Raw genomic sequence first — 15,865 nt, 5'->3', positions numbered from 1 at the left:
TGATTTGATATAATATAGACAGACAGGCGGCAGAATTTAGCTCCCATGAGGAGAAAGAGAACTGCCAGAAAAAGATAATTTCAGGAGGAAATAACTATGAGCAAGATTATCGGTATTGACTTAGGTACAACAAACAGTTGTGTAGCCGTTATGGAAGGTGGTAAACCGGTTGTTATCGCAAATACAGAAGGTATCCGTACCACACCGTCCGTTGTGGCATTTACAAAGACAGGCGAGAGACTGGTCGGCGAGCCGGCAAAGCGTCAGGCAGTTACCAACGCTGAGAAGACCATTTCTTCTATCAAGAGACACATGGGCAGCGACTACAAAGTAACCATTGATGACAAGAAATATACGCCGCAGGAGATTTCCGCGATGATTCTTCAGAAGCTGAAAGCAGATGCAGAGAGCTACTTGGGCGAGAAGGTAAACGAGGCAGTTATTACTGTTCCGGCTTACTTCAACGACGCACAGCGTCAGGCAACCAAGGATGCAGGTAAGATCGCTGGTCTGGATGTAAAGAGAATTATCAACGAGCCGACGGCAGCAGCGCTTGCGTATGGCCTTGATAATGAGAAAGAGCAGAAGATCATGGTATATGACTTAGGTGGCGGTACATTCGATGTTTCCATCATCGAGATCGGTGACGGCGTTATCGAGGTTCTGGCAACCAACGGCGATACACATCTGGGCGGCGATGATTTCGATAACCGTATTACCCAGTGGATGATCGACGAGTTCAAGAAAGCAGAGGGTGTAGACCTTTCCGCTGATAAGATGGCGCTTCAGAGACTGAAAGAAGCAGCTGAGAAAGCGAAAAAAGAGCTTTCTTCCGCAACTACAACCAATATCAACCTTCCGTTCATCACTGCAACCAGCGAGGGACCGAAGCATCTGGATATGAACCTGACCAGAGCTAAATTTGATGAGCTGACCAGAGACTTAATCGAGAGAACCGCAATTCCGGTACAGAACGCACTGAAAGATGCTGGTATCACTGCTTCTGAGTTAAGCAAAGTACTTCTGGTAGGTGGTTCCACACGTATGCTGGCAGCACAGGAAGAAGTAAAACGTCTGACTGGTAAAGAGCCGAGCAAATCCTTAAACCCGGATGAGTGCGTAGCAATCGGTGCAGCTATCCAGGGTGGTAAGCTGGCTGGCGATGCCGGTGCCGGTGATATCCTTCTTCTGGATGTAACTCCGCTGTCCCTGTCCATCGAGACTATGGGTGGTGTAGCAACCAGACTGATTGAGAGAAATACCACAATCCCGACCAAGAAGAGCCAGATCTTCTCTACCGCAGCCGATAACCAGACCGCTGTTGATATCCACGTTGTACAGGGCGAGAGACAGTTCGCAAAGGACAACAAGACACTGGGAACCTTCCGTCTGGATGGCATTCTTCCGGCAAGAAGAGGTGTTCCGCAGATTGAGGTTACCTTCGATATTGATGCAAACGGTATCGTAAATGTATCTGCAAAAGACCTTGGTACAGGTAAAGAGCAGCACATCACGATTACCTCTGGTTCCAATATGTCCGATTCCGATATCGATAAGGCAGTCAAAGAGGCAGCTGAGTACGAGGCACAGGATAAGAAGAGAAAAGAGGGCATCGATGCAAGAAATGAAGCTGACTCCATGGTATTCCAGACCGAGAAAGCTCTGCAGGATGTAGGCGATAAGATCGATGCAAACGATAAAGCAGCCGTAGAAGCTGACTTAAATGCACTGAAAGAGGCTATCAACAAAGCTCCGATCGACCAGATGACCGATGCACAGATTGATGAAATCAAGGCTGGCAAGGAAAAACTGATGAACAGCGCACAGGCACTCTTCAGCAAGGTTTACGAGCAGGCACAGGCAGCTGGCGCAGCAGGAGCACAGGGCGGTGCTCAGGGTGCAGCTGATGCAGGAAGTGCACCGCACGACGATAATGTAGTTGACGGCGACTTTAAAGAGGTATAATATAATAAGCAGCCATTTTTCAAAGAAAAATGAGCGGATTACGAATGCTTTTGAGGATTGCGGGAGCACGCAGTGCGGAGCAATCCGGGGCATCGGGGTATCAATAGAAAAACGCAGTGAGGGGCTGTCGCAGGAATCTGCGGCAGACCCCCATTTGTAGGTTGTGGGGTAACTGTTCAGTAGGTCTGCGCATTTACTGCGCTGACCGTACGAAAACATGGGTCAGCAGGCAAAAATCCCATTGCCGTAGGCAATTTTTAATGGATTTTTGCGCGTGACTGTGAAGGTACTGAACAGTTACGTTGTGGGAAGATAAATAGATACGATAGAAACTCTGCCGGATGCGGTCAAATGTACCGGCGGATTTTGGGAAGGAAGAGCTGAAATGGCAGAGAGTAAGAGAGATTACTATGAGGTCTTAGGCGTCCCGAAAGATGCGGACGATGCGACACTCAAAAAAGCATACAGAACCCTGGCCAAAAAGTATCATCCGGATGCAAATCCGGGCGATCAGGCGGCAGCCGATAAATTTAAGGAGGCATCGGAGGCCTACAGCGTACTGAGTGATCCGGAGAAGAGACGTCAGTATGATCAGTTCGGCCATGCGGCTTTTGACGGCGGTGCAGGCGGCGCTGGCGGATTCGGTGGTTTTGATTTCAACGGCGGCGATATGGGAGACATTTTCGGAGATATCTTCGGAGATATTTTTGGCGGCGGACGCAGCCGCGGCGGCAGAAGCAACGGACCGATGCGCGGCGCGGATGTGCGTACCAGTGTGCGGATTACTTTTGAAGAAGCGATCTTCGGCTGTGAAAAAGAGCTGGAGTTAAACTTAAAGGAAACCTGTGAGAAATGCCATGGAACGGGTGCAAAACCGGGAACCCAGCCGCAGACCTGTCCGAAATGTAACGGTAAAGGCAAGATCATGTACACGCAGCAGTCGTTCTTTGGTCAGATTCAGAATGTACAGACCTGTCCGGATTGCAACGGAACCGGAAAGATCATCAAGGATAAATGCCCGGATTGCTACGGAACCGGCTATGTAGCGAAGAGAAAGAAGATCAAAGTGACGATCCCGGCAGGTATTGACAACGGTCAGATGCTGCGTGACCGCGGCAATGGCGAACCGGGTACCAACGGCGGTCCGCGCGGAGATCTACTGGTAGAAGTAGTGGTATCCCAGCACCCGGTCTTCAAGCGTCAGGATACAACAATCTACTCAACTGTGCCGATTTCCTTCGTGAAAGCAGCACTCGGCGGTCCGATCCGCATCAAGACGGTGGACGGCGAGGTAGAGTATGAGGTCAAACCGGGAACCCAGACAGATACGAGAGTCCGTCTGAAAGGAAAAGGTGTTCCGTCCCTGCGTAACCGCAACGTGCGCGGCGACCATTTCGTGACGCTGGTGGTACAGGTTCCGGAGCGCATGACCGAGGCACAGAAGGAAGCGCTTCGCAAGTTTGACGATGCCATGAACGGAATTGCACCGGAGGGCGAGAAACATAAGAAGAAAGGACTGTTCGGAAAGCTGGAGAAATAGAATACGGACAGGACAAAAATAGAAAAGAGCTGTCGGGCTGACATAAAAATGCGGCGCGGCAGCTCTTTGTTTCTGTTTCATAGAAAATTACGTCCCATTACGCGTTCTGTAACAGAATATAGTTACTGTTCACGCATACGTGACCAGTAACGGAATTTGCCGTGGCTTCGCATTTAAATACGGCAAATTCCTGCTGCCACCACGTTTTCTTACGGCACTTTCGGTTCCAAAAGTGCCTACCCGTGAACAGAAACGTAACAGAATATACCAGAAAATGACAGAGTTTTGTAAGTTGACTTCCGTTTAAAACTTATATACAATAGGACGATGGAGGACCAGCAACACAGATAGCATGGATTTTTGTCAGAAAAATATGCCAAATGATAAAATCATTACTTGAATGGCAGGTCCTTCCGGGAATAGGAACCCGTATTGGATTTTTAAAGGGAGAATAGGAAGATGACAGATAGAAACGGGAATTTGAATAAAAATTCACGTTCCGGCAGCCGCGAAGATGGGCGGGAGCCGGTGAGACGAAATACGGCGATGAACAGCCGGGAGATTATGCTGGAAGATGAAGATTATCTGGATGAGCCGGATGAGGGCTATTTGGATGATGATTATTTCGACCGGGATATGGAAGAACGGATCCTAAGGGAAGCAGAGCTGGACATGGAAAACATACACCAGCCAGAGCGTCAGGATCAGAACCGGTGGGAAGAGCCGGAACGCCTGCCGGAGAAAGAGCCGGAGGAGACAGCCAGTCGAAAGCGCAGCCGCGCCCGTGGAAATCAGAGCGCGGGTACAGGGCGGGAGGCAGCCCATGCGGCGCCGCAGCGGGGACAGGATTCCGGAAAGACGGCATCCTGGACGGAAGCCACCCCGGAAAAGGCAGCTCTGAAAGCTGAGCATAGAAAAAACGGTAAAAAGGCGGCGTGGATCGCTGCCTGTACGGCGGGCATTCTGCTCGTGGCAGCCGGAGGCGTCTATGTGGGAATGTCCCAGAAATATAAGACCCGGTTCTTTCCGAATACGCAGATCAACGGTGTTGACGCGTCCGGAAAGACAGCGGCAGAGGTGCAGGAACTGATTGCGGAAGGTGTGAATGGTTATACACTGACGATCGATGAGAGAAATAATCAGACAGAAACCATCGCCGGAACCGATATCAAGCTGCATGCGGAGTTTGACGGCAGCCTGGAAAAGATGGTAGCGGCGCAGAACCCGTTCGCATGGCTGTGGCATATGAAACAGGAAGAATATACGATCGGAACGATGGTGGCGTATGACGATGCGGCGCTGGAAAGTCAGATCCGGAATTTATCGTGTTTAGACCCGGAGAAAGCGGTAGAACCGGTCAATGCAAAGATTTCTGAGTATGTGTCCGGACAGGGATATTCGATTGAGCCCGAACAGGAAGGAACGGCAGTCGAGGCGGAGAAGCTGACACAGGCGGTAACGGGTGCGATCGAGAATCTGCAGGATCATTTATCGCTGGAGGAAGCAGATGTCTATAAGAAGCCGACGGTATTGAAAGACGATGCATCTCTGGCAGAACAGCTGGATAAGATGAATAAATACGCGAAAATGAGCGTGACATACCAGTTTGGCGATTCGACGGAGACCTTAAATGGAGATCAGATTCATGCGTGGCTGATTGCCAATGCAGACGGAAGTGTTTCGGTAGATTCCTCCAAGGTGTCGGAGTACGTGTCTGAGATGGCGAAAGCACACAATACTTCAAACAAAGCGAAAACATTGAAAACATCGTATGGTTCCACGATTCAGGTAAGCGGCGGAACGTATGGCTGGAAGATCAACCAGGCGGCAGAGACGGAAGCGCTGGCAGCGATAATTGCCTCCGGCGAGAGTACGACGCGTGAGCCGGAGTATTCCCAGAAGGCGGCGAGCCATGGGGCAAATGACTACGGCGATACTTACGTGGAGATCAACCTGACCGGACAGCACCTTTTCTTCTATAAAGAAGGAAAGCTGGTGGTAGAGTCGGATTTCGTATCTGGAAACCTGGCGAAAGGCTGGGGAACCCCGGCAGGCTCGTATCCGCTGGCATATAAGCAGAAAAATGCGGTCCTGAAGGGTGAAAATTACCGGACGCCGGTTAATTACTGGATGCCGTTCAATAATGGTATCGGTATGCATGATGCGAAGTGGAGAAGCAGTTTTGGCGGTACGATTTACAAGACGGGCGGTTCCCACGGCTGTATCAACCTGCCGCCGAGTGTTGCAAAGACGATCTTTGACAATATTTCGGCAGGAACTCCGGTGATCTGCTACAATCTGCCTGGTACGGAGAAGAGTACGACGAGCGGTACGGCAAAACCGGCGGAGACGAAGCCGGCAGAGACGCAGGCGCCAGCAGAAACAGCAGCTCCGCCAGAGACGCAGGCGCCAGCACCGGCAGAAACACAGGCACCGGGTCCGGCACCGACCACAGCGCCGACGCAGGCGGAGACGAAAGCGCCGGAGACTGCGGCACCGACCCAGGCAGGACCGGGAGGTCCTTCGGGGGATAATGGTGGAAATATTGCAGTGGGACCAGGAGCATAGGAAGAAACGGGCACTGGAACTCTGCACCTCCGGCTTCTTCCCTTATCGTTGTTCGCTTGCTTTCACAACATCTGTTCGCCTGTGACGGACCACGGTCCGCCACATTCGGACAGATGTGTTCAAGATGCGTACAACTGGATAAGGGAAAAGCCTTTGGCACAGAGTTCCAGTGCCCGTTTCTTTGAATTGGGAATAAAAATCGAGAAAAAACCTGCATAAAATGATTTACACCGAAAACATATTGTGTTATACTAACTAGGTATGAGTCCGCCGGTGCTCAGTTTTTTGACGACTCCGACATAAACTTAGCATACGGTAAGAATAATTATTTTAAGGAGGAAATCACAATGATTTCAAAGGAAAAGAAAGCAGCTATTATCGAACAGTACGGAAGAAAAGCAGGCGATACAGGTTCACCGGAGGTTCAGATCGCAATTCTGACCGCTAGAATCGCTGAGCTTACAGAGCATTTAAAATCCAATCAGAAGGATCATCATTCCCGCCGCGGACTTCTGAAGATGGTAGGACAGAGACGTGGTCTTCTGGATTACTTAAAGAAATCCGATCTGGAAGGATACCGTGCACTGATCGAGAAGTTAGGCATCAGAAAGTAATTAAGATTAAAACGTATAGGGTGGAGCAATCCACCCTAGTTGTTTATGTAGAAGAAAAGTCCGAGACCGCTGCTGTACCCGTAAAGCAGAAAAACATATTTGCGGGCAGAGCAGTAGTTTCGGTATTACTTTTCACAGAAAGGCACTTTTGGAACCGAAAGCGGCGTATGAGAATGTGAAGGTTCTTCTGCAAAACAAGATGAAAGGAGATATGAGATGTACAAGAGTTTTTCGATGGAACTGGCTGGCAGAACTTTAACAGTGGATGTTGGCCGTGTAGCAGCTCAGGCAAATGGTGCTGCATTTATGCATTATGGAGATACAACCGTATTATCAACCGCGACAGCTTCTGACAAGCCGCGTGACGGTATTGATTTCTTCCCGTTAAGCGTTGAGTTTGAGGAGAAGATGTATTCGGTCGGAAAGATTCCGGGCGGATTTAACAAGAGAGAGGGAAAGGCATCTGAGAACGCAGTTCTGACGGCACGTGTTATCGACCGTCCGATGCGTCCGCTGTTCCCGAAGGATTACCGCAACGATGTTACCTTAAATAACCTCGTATTATCCGTTGACCAGGACTGCAGCCCGGAGTATACCGCGATGTTAGGTTCTGCAATCGCAACCTGCATTTCCGATATCCCGTTTGATGGTCCGTGTGCGACCACCCAGATCGGCATGATCGACGGCGAGTTTATCGTAAACCCGACTAACGCACAGAAGAAAGTATCTGATATGGCTCTGACCGTTGCTTCCACCCGCGAGAAGGTTATCATGATCGAGGCTGGCGCAAAGGAAGTTCCGGAGAACATCATGATCGATGCGATCTTCAAGGCACACGAAGTAAACCAGGAGATCATCAAATTCATCGACACCATCGTAGCAGAGTGCGGCAAGCCGAAACATTCCTACGAGAGCTGTGCAGTTCCGGAAGAGCTGTTTGCAGCGATTCGTGAGCTGGTTCCGCAGGAAGAGATGGAAGAGGCTGTATTTACAGACGAGAAACAGAAGAGAGAAGAGAATATCCGCGCAATCACTGAGCGCCTGGAAGAGGCATTCGCTGATAACGAGGAGTGGCTGGCTGTTCTGGGTGAGGCTGTATATCAGTACCAGAAGAAGACTGTCCGCAAGATGATCCTCAAAGATCACAAGCGTCCGGATGGCCGCGGTATTACCGAGATCCGTCCGCTGGCAGCAGAGATCGACATTCTGCCGCGTGTACACGGTTCCGGTATGTTCACCCGTGGACAGACACAGATTTTAAATATCTGTACACTGGCTCCGCTGTCCGAGGCACAGAAGATCGACGGACTGGATGAGAACGAGACATCCAAGAGATATATGCACCATTACAACTTCCCGTCCTACTCCGTAGGCGAAACCAAACCGTCCAGAGGACCGGGACGCCGTGAGATCGGTCATGGTGCGTTGGCGGAGCGTGCGCTTGTGCCGGTACTTCCGACTGCGGAAGAGTTCCCGTATGCAATCCGTACCGTATCTGAGACGATGGAATCCAATGGTTCTACCTCCCAGGCAAGTATCTGTGCATCCACTCTGTCCCTGATGGCAGCAGGTGTACCGATCAAAGCTCCGGTAGCTGGTATTTCCTGCGGTCTGGTAACAGGCGACACCGATGATGATTACATCGTTCTGACCGATATCCAGGGTCTGGAAGACTTCTTCGGCGATATGGACTTCAAGGTAGGCGGCACTCACAAGGGTATTACTTCCATCCAGATGGATATCAAGATCCACGGTCTGACCCGCCCGATCATCGAGGAGGCAATCGCTAAGACGAGAGAGGCAAGACTCTACATTCTGGATGAAGTTATGGCTCCGGTTATCTCCGAGCCGAGAAAGACCGTCAGCCAGTATGCTCCGAAGATCGTTCAGATCTCCATCGATCCGCAGAAGATCGGCGATGTAGTCGGCAAACAGGGCAAGGTAATCAACAAGATCATCGAGCAGACCGGCGTTAAGATCGATATCGAGGACGATGGCAGCGTATCTGTATGCGGCACCGATCAGGCAATGATCGACAAGGCAGTTTCCATCATCAAGGGCATCGTGACCGACATCGAGCCGGGTCAGATTCTGACAGGTACCGTTGTCCGTATCATGAATTTTGGTGCATTCGTAGAGCTGGCTCCGAACAAGGATGGTATGGTTCATATTTCCAAGCTTTCGGACAAGCGCGTAGCGAAGGTAGAGGATGTTGTCAACATCGGCGATGAAGTTACTGTAAAGGTAATCGAGGTCGATAAGATGGGGCGTATCAACCTGAGCATGAAACCAGGCGATCTGGCTGAAAATAAATAATAAATAGATTGCAAATGCACACGATGTGCTGCAATCATCCATCATAAAATCAATGTGCCTGCATCACTGCGGCGCAGACCAGATAAAGTAAGGAATGCTGCAAGGCAGAGAAGCGGTTCGCTTCTGCTTTGCGGTGTTCCTTTTTACTTTACAAAGAGGAAAAATATGTTAGAGGTAACAGGGATAGAAAAACGGTACCGCGGAAGGACGATCCTAAAAAATGTCTCTTTTCGGGCAAATCCAGGGGAATGCATCGGGATTGTCGGCGGAAATGGATGCGGCAAGACGACGCTGCTCTCGATCCTCGCGGGGATCCGCAAGCCGGATCGGGGGAGTATTCGGATTGACGGGCAGGAGGCGCTTGGAAGACATCGTCTATTAGAAGAAAAAATCGCCTATGTGCCTCAGGAAAATCCATTGATCCCGGAGCTGACGGCATTTGATAATTACCGTCTCTGGTTCCGGGGGAAACGGCGGGAGATGGAGCGGGATCTGGAATGCGGCGTCGGTCATGTGCTGGGCGTGGACCGATTCTTGAAAACGCAGGCGGGACGGCTTTCAGGCGGAGAGAAAAAGAGGCTGAGCATCGCGGCGGCACTCTCCGGACGCGCGGATATCCTGATTCTCGATGAACCGGGGGCAGCGCTTGACCTGGAGGCCAAGGAGCAGATCCTGACTTATATCAGGAGCTATGTGAAAGCAGGGGGGACAGTTCTTTTAACATCCCATGAGATGGGAGAGATAGGGGCGTGTACAACCCTTTATGTATTAAAGGACGGTGTGCTGGTTCCGACGGAGGCAGGGCTTTCGGCGCGGGAGCTGATACAGAGGTTTTAAGGTTACTGGGCACGTATGCGTGAACAGTAACGTTTTAAGAGTGAGAAAACAGGAGGAGGTACAAGGTGAAAGAGGGAAACAACACAAACAACACAAACAATGCAAACAATACAAACATGTCAAACAATTCAACCCCACTAAACCCGGCAGAGGCAGCGGCGCAGGCGCTTACGGCCGCATCTAACACAGCGGATGGAACCGGTGCAGGCGGAACAGCTGGCGCTGAAATCGGTGGAAATGCTGCAGGTGGCAGAACGGGCGGAAATGGTTCCAGCAGGAAGAAATGGCTCATTCCAGCCGGAGCAGCCGCAGCGGTGGCCGTGATCGGCGGCGGTGTGATGCTCAGCCATCAGGCAGATCCGAAGGACACAGTGATCGATGCGTTCAAGAGCATCACGGCGGAAGGGCAGTTAAATCCGTCTGAGGAGATCTTTGGGACGAAAGAGCTGGAAGACCTTTTACAGAAGGGATCCGCGCAGACGGGGATGGAGTTAAGTATGACAGGTATTTCCGATGAATCCCTGAACCAGATGAGCGGTGCGGGCATCGGTCTGGATGTGAAGCGCGATGTGGACAGCGGACGGCAGCTGCTAAATCTTTCCTTGCAGTATGGCGGAGGAGAATTGGCGGACGCACAGCTTTACATGGATGATACACAGATCATGGCGGCGATTCCGGTACTTTCCAGCCGTATGTTTACCCTTGACTATGCCAATGATCTGGAAGGACAGCTCATTAATTCTCCGTATGCGGCGCAGAAGCTCGAAGAGCAGGGGATTGATATTGAGGGGCTGGCAAATTATCTGGGACAGTACAAGGAAGCGCTTTCGGACGAGGAGCCGATGCTGGATCTGAAAGCACTCTGGAACCGCTACAAAGAGGGAAGCAAGGCGATTGATGACCTCAAAGCGGCTATGACCGTCACTAAGAATGACAAAAAAGAGTTTACGATCGACGGACAGAGCGAGAACTGCCGCGGTTACCATGTGACTCTGCCGAAGGATGCGCTGATCAGCTTTGCAAAGACGACGAGAGAATTTTTCCTGAACGATGAGACGCTCAAGCAGGATGTGGTGCGCTATCTGGAACTGGCAGGCGGCGCAAGCGGCATCTATGCAGCGGACGGGGACGGAGAGAGCGTGGATCCGGAGGAACAGCAGAAGGAACTCTGGGCCCAGGCGGAAGCGGTGCTGGACAATCTGGTAGAGGAAATGGAAAATACCATCGGGGATGTGACGATGGATGTCTATGTGAGAAAAGACGGCAAAATGGCTGGATTTTCCTATGAGACGGATGCAACGGTTGAGGAAGAAAATGTCCGTTTTTACGGCGATGTTTCCTTTGGCGGCGGTTACAACATGCTGTCGAATGTGAATGGGGCGTTAAATATTGAGGATTCGGACGGTCAGATTATCACGGTTTCCCTGGATAAAACAGGCGCTTACGAGGCTGGAAAGAGCTGGAGTGGTCAGGTAATTGCGACCCTGCAAGGCGACGAAGAGAAATACCAGTTTATCCTGGATGGCGACTATCAGATCGCGGACGGCAGCTATGAGGTAAAGCTGGATCTGCAGAGTAATGGTGCGTCTCAGGCGTCGCTCACGGCGAATGGCGCGGTCAGCGAGCTTTCGAAGGGCGAGAGCGTCCATATCGATATGGATTCCCTGCGTCTGGAAACGACATTGTTAAATGGAAGCAGTTCTTATGTTGAATTTGCCGGTTCCTATTATGTCAACCCGCTGGAGGATGAGATCGCGCAGCCGGACGGCGTTCCATTTGATGTGCTGGCTTCCTCCGAGGAGGATTATAACCAGGTCACAACGGAGATAACAGGCAACCTGTTCGCAATTCTCCTGAAAGTCATGTCATAGGCGGCGGAAAATGCGAACATATATGATATATCTGCTGCTGACCGGAAAGCGCCTGCTCCGCCAGCTGCCGTATTTTCTGGCAGGGCTGGCGGTGATGGTGCTGCTCGTCGGCATGGCGGCATTTTCGGCGTCTAAGGTTTTATATGGGGAAACATCTTTAAAGAAAATCGAGGTGGGCGTGGTGCTTCCGGAGGACGATGCGCTTTCGGAAAAGATAACCAAAATGATTGCCTCGCTGGACAGCGTGGAAAGTCTCTGCGACTTTTCGTATCTGGAACACGATGAAGCGTTTCAAAAGATGAAAAGCGGGGAGCTTCAAGCGGTTTTCGAGGTGCCGTCCGGCATGGCGCGCGGCATTTTGGACGGTACGAACCAGCCAGCCACGATCTGGTTTCCGGATGAGAGCGGGCTGGAAGGCGCTGTTTTCCGGGAACTGGCAGAGTCGGGCAGTTCGATGCTTGGCACTTCGCAGGCGGCGATCTACGCGGCAAATGAATGTTTAAATATCCAGGGAGTGCCGGAACAGATTTCGGTGTCTGAACAGGATTTGAACCGTATCTTTTTAAAATATGCGATGAACCGCGAGGCACTTTTCCGGAAGAAAACGGTCAGCGCTGCAGGGAATGTATCGACGGCGGTCTTTTATGGAATTTCGGGGATTGTATTTCTGATGATTCTTACCGGAATCCCGGCAGCACCGTTTCTGGCTCCCCAGACGGAGGCGCTGGAACAGGGGCTTCGGCGCATCGGGATCCGGCGGTGGTATCCGCTTTTCTGCAAATGCTTGTGCATGACGCTTCTTCTGATGGCAGTCACAGCGGGCGGCTATGGCTGGGCGGTGCAGAAGGGATATGCGCTGGCGGGGCGGGAAGAACTGGCGGCGTGGGGGCTGACCTGCGCGGCAGTTTCGGCGTGGATTCTGCTGTTTTATGAGGTGTGCAGAAGTTCGGCAGCGGCGATTTTGACGTTGTTTGCGGTCAGTGTGGTATTTCTCTTTCTGGCGGGCGGCATCATCCCGTCCGTCTTTCTGCCGGAACTGGTTCAGAAAGTCGGAAATATGACGGTGACGGCGCTCTGGATGGATGGAATCCGCTTTATTGCTTCGGGCGAGGAGACAGGGGCGGTTTCGGTGCTGTGGAAACTGGCAGCGGCTGCATTGGCATGCTTTGCAATGGCGCTTGCCGCCGGAAAAAGGAGGGATTGACGGATGCGGAAGCTGGCGTGGTGGTTCTGTATGTTTGGAATGACGCTGCGGCGGGCTCTTTACCGCCCGGTGTTCCTCCTATTTCTTCTGATTTTTCCATTGGGAATGGGCGTGCTCCATCAGGTGGAAAAACGGGATTCCGGGCGGATCGCGGTGGCGCTCTGTCCGGGAACGGATGCATGGAATCAGGCGCTTGCAGAAAGACTGGAATCGGAAGAGAGCCGTTCATTTTTCTTTTATCCGTGCGGGACGGAGGAAGAGGCAAAGAAGGCGGTTATGACCGGACGGGCGGAGTGCGCCTACCTGTTTCCAGAGAGATTAAAAGAACGGCTGGACGAGGGGCATTATACCCGTGCGGTCCGCGTGCTGGTGTCGCCGTCCACGGTGGCAGAGAAAATTATATCAGAAAAGATATTTTCTGAACTGTTCGAGGTGTACGGGCGGGAACTGCTGGCAGATTATGGGAAAAATGGAGCGGCATTCCAGACGGTGATGGCGCGCTGCCAGACGACGGAGGCGCGGGAAAAGGCGTGCGGCGTGCTGATGAAACTCTATGAAAAATACCGCAGCAACGGAAGCACCTTTACCTTTGATTATCAGACCTTACAGGGAGGAACGGCACTGCAGACAGGGGCGATGAAGGTGGTCTTTCCGGTGCGCGGGCTGACGGCGGTTTTCCTTTTTATCATGGGGCTGGCGGCAGCTGTCATGGCGGGCGAGGATGCAGAGCGCGGGCTTTATGCGGCGGTCCGGAGCCGGGAGCGGTGGCTGCTGCAGACGGCGGAGATCGCGGCATTTGTCTTTTTAGCATCCATTTCGGCCTATGCGGCGCTTCTGGCGTCGGGAAATGGGGCAGAGCCGCTTTTAGAGGCGGGAAAGCTGCTTTTTTATCTCTTCTTCGTGACCATGTATGCCTTTGGATGCCTGGCAGTCTGCCGGAAGCCGGGATTTCTGGCGGCGCTGATTCCGGTGTTTATCCTTGCGAGCCTCCTGCTCTGTCCGATCTTTTTTGACGCTTCGCTCTTTTTGCCGGGAGCCGCGGGTGTGCGAAAGCTGCTGCCGCCGTGGTGGTATCTGAGCGGCATTTTTGGTTCCCAAAGTGTCTACCCGTGAACAATTACTTTTTTACAACGTTTTTTTGGATAACTTCGATAAAAAGATTGCTATTTTTTCATTCAATTATTATAATAAAAAGAGACATCCGGTATCGAGCATCAATCTGCCGGATGTTTTCATGCGAGAAAATCAGGAGAGGAGTGAACACAATGGAAAGCCGGAGTCATAAGGCGGAATCAGACGGCAGCTACCCAGAACCGAAGGCAGCGTACACATGCATTTGCAGGAATGACAGCTGCAAACAGCGGATTCCTTGTGTACACTGCCGCATCTGTGGATAAGTTTCCGGCATTCTGCCTGTGTGCAGGAGCAGGAAAGGAGCAGCCTGTCCGATTTCCAAAATGACAATATTTTGGAAGGAGACGGGAATGTTAGAAGAAGAGAAGAAAGAAGAGCTGCTGGCTCTGCTGTCCGGGAAGAAGTATCGGGAGCTGAAAAGCCAGCTGGTCGAGATGAATGAGGTGGATATTGCCTCATTTATCGAAGAATTGGATTCAGAAAAGACGGTCGTTGTATTCCGTATGCTGCCGAAAGAGCTGGCATCGGAGGTATTTGCCTGTCTGGAAGTCGAACAGCAGCAGCACATCATTACCAGTATTACGGATAATGAGCTGCGTGCCATCATTGACGACCTGTATGTCGATGATGCGGTCGATATGCTGGAGGAGCTGCCGGCGACGATCGTGCGGCGCGTACTTCAGAACTCCAGCCCGGATACGAGAAAACTGATCAACCAGTTCCTCAATTACCCGGAAAACAGTGCCGGAAGCGTTATGACGGCGGAGTACGTGGGACTCAAGAAAAATATGACGGTGGAGCAGGCATTTGATTATATCCGGAAATATGGCGTGGACAAGGAGACGATTTACACCTGCTACGTCATGGATGAAAAACGCCGCTTAGAGGGCGTTGTGACGGTCAAGGATCTTCTGATGAATGATTATGCGGCGCTCATGGGCGATATCATGGATCCGCATGTGATCAAGGCGTATACGACGGAAGACCAGGAAAAGGTTGTGGAGACGTTCAATGAGTACAACCTCTTGAGTTTACCGGTTGTGGACGGTGAAGACCGTCTGGTCGGCATCATCACGGTCGATGATGTCATGGATGTCATGGAGCAGGAGGCGACGGAGGACTTCGAGAAGATGGCGGCGATGCTGCCGAGTGAGAAGCCGTACCTGAAGACGGGCGTGTTCCAGCTCGCGAGAAACCGTATTCCGTGGCTGATGATCCTGATGTTGAGCAGTATGGTGACCGGCGGTATTTTGTTAAAATATGAGAATGCCTTTTCGGTAATTCCGCTTTTGGTTACGTTTATTCCGATGCTGATGGATACGGGCGGAAACTCCGGCAGCCAGGCGAGCACGATGATAATCCGTGGTATGGCGGTCGGCGAGGTAGAACCGGCGGATATTCTGAAAGTTATGTGGAAAGAAATCCGCGTGGGAATGCTCTGTGGACTTTCTCTGGCGCTTGTCAATTTCGTGCGCCTGATGATCCAGTATCCGGGGCAGGTACTCATCTGCCTGACGGTAGTTATCAGCCTGTTCTGCACGGTTATCATCGCGAAGACGATCGGATGTGTGCTTCCGATTGCGGCGAAGACGATCCACCTCGACCCGGCGATCATGGCGTCGCCGATGATCACGACGATCGTGGATGCGTGCAGCCTGATGATTTATTTCCAGCTGGCGTGCCATCTGCTGAATATGAAGGCGTGATATAAATTACCTGCCTGCTGGCCCATGTTTTCGTATGGTCAGCGCAGTAAATGCGCAGACTTACGGAACAGTTACTTTATTTTATAATTCCAATATTTTAATTATTTCTA

10 protein-coding genes are annotated in these 15,865 nt (G+C 51.5%); all 10 read left to right on the top strand.

All coding sequences use genetic code 11. The annotated features are described in order from the left end of the window. Nucleotides 1–96 precede the first annotated feature (96 nt). On the top strand, nt 97–1,965 hold the full coding sequence (gene dnaK, locus DW931_RS03890; RefSeq protein ID WP_022359496.1) for a molecular chaperone DnaK: 1,869 nt from the start codon (nt 97–99) through the stop codon (nt 1,963–1,965). A gap of 385 nt (nt 1,966–2,350) precedes the next feature. Continuing rightward, entirely contained in the window at nt 2,351–3,505 is a 1,155-nt protein-coding gene (dnaJ, locus tag DW931_RS03885; protein ID WP_118467196.1) for a molecular chaperone DnaJ, read from the top strand. Between the two features lie 459 nt (nt 3,506–3,964). Next, on the top strand, nt 3,965–6,073 hold the full coding sequence (locus DW931_RS03880) for a L,D-transpeptidase family protein (RefSeq protein ID WP_118467198.1): 2,109 nt from the start codon (nt 3,965–3,967) through the stop codon (nt 6,071–6,073). A gap of 347 nt (nt 6,074–6,420) precedes the next feature. Further along, nucleotides 6,421–6,687: a 30S ribosomal protein S15 gene (gene rpsO, locus DW931_RS03875; protein ID WP_022358577.1), complete on the top strand. Its 267-nt coding sequence runs from the start codon at nt 6,421–6,423 to the stop codon at nt 6,685–6,687. 216 nt (nt 6,688–6,903) lie between these two features. After that, on the top strand, nt 6,904–9,003 hold the full coding sequence (locus DW931_RS03870; protein ID WP_107001095.1) for a polyribonucleotide nucleotidyltransferase: 2,100 nt from the start codon (nt 6,904–6,906) through the stop codon (nt 9,001–9,003). 165 nt (nt 9,004–9,168) lie between these two features. Continuing rightward, the gene (locus DW931_RS03865; protein WP_118467200.1) at nt 9,169–9,840 is read left to right on the top strand and encodes an ABC transporter ATP-binding protein; all 672 of its coding nucleotides are present in this window, start codon (nt 9,169–9,171) and stop codon (nt 9,838–9,840) included. Nucleotides 9,841–9,905: 65 nt separating this feature from the next. Beyond that, nucleotides 9,906–11,711 carry a zinc ribbon domain-containing protein gene (locus DW931_RS03860; protein ID WP_118467202.1) on the top strand — a complete coding sequence of 602 codons (1,806 nt, stop codon included), beginning with the start codon at nt 9,906–9,908 and terminating at the stop codon, nt 11,709–11,711. A 10-nt stretch (nt 11,712–11,721) separates the two neighbouring features. Beyond that, the gene (locus tag DW931_RS03855; RefSeq protein WP_118467204.1) at nt 11,722–12,915 is read left to right on the top strand and encodes an ABC transporter permease; all 1,194 of its coding nucleotides are present in this window, start codon (nt 11,722–11,724) and stop codon (nt 12,913–12,915) included. Nucleotides 12,916–12,918: 3 nt separating this feature from the next. Continuing rightward, the gene (locus DW931_RS03850) at nt 12,919–14,028 is read left to right on the top strand and encodes a hypothetical protein (protein ID WP_118467206.1); all 1,110 of its coding nucleotides are present in this window, start codon (nt 12,919–12,921) and stop codon (nt 14,026–14,028) included. Between the two features lie 344 nt (nt 14,029–14,372). After that, nucleotides 14,373–15,755: a magnesium transporter gene (gene mgtE, locus DW931_RS03845; RefSeq protein WP_337496886.1), complete on the top strand. Its 1,383-nt coding sequence runs from the start codon at nt 14,373–14,375 to the stop codon at nt 15,753–15,755. The last annotated feature ends 110 nt before the right edge of the window (nt 15,756–15,865 follow it).

Source organism: Clostridium sp. AM43-3BH, assembly GCF_003479985.1.
GTDB classification, from domain to species: domain Bacteria; phylum Bacillota; class Clostridia; order Lachnospirales; family Lachnospiraceae; genus Otoolea; species Otoolea fessa.
Note: the sequence above shows the minus strand (reverse complement) of the source record. Positions and strands in the feature narration are given on the sequence as shown.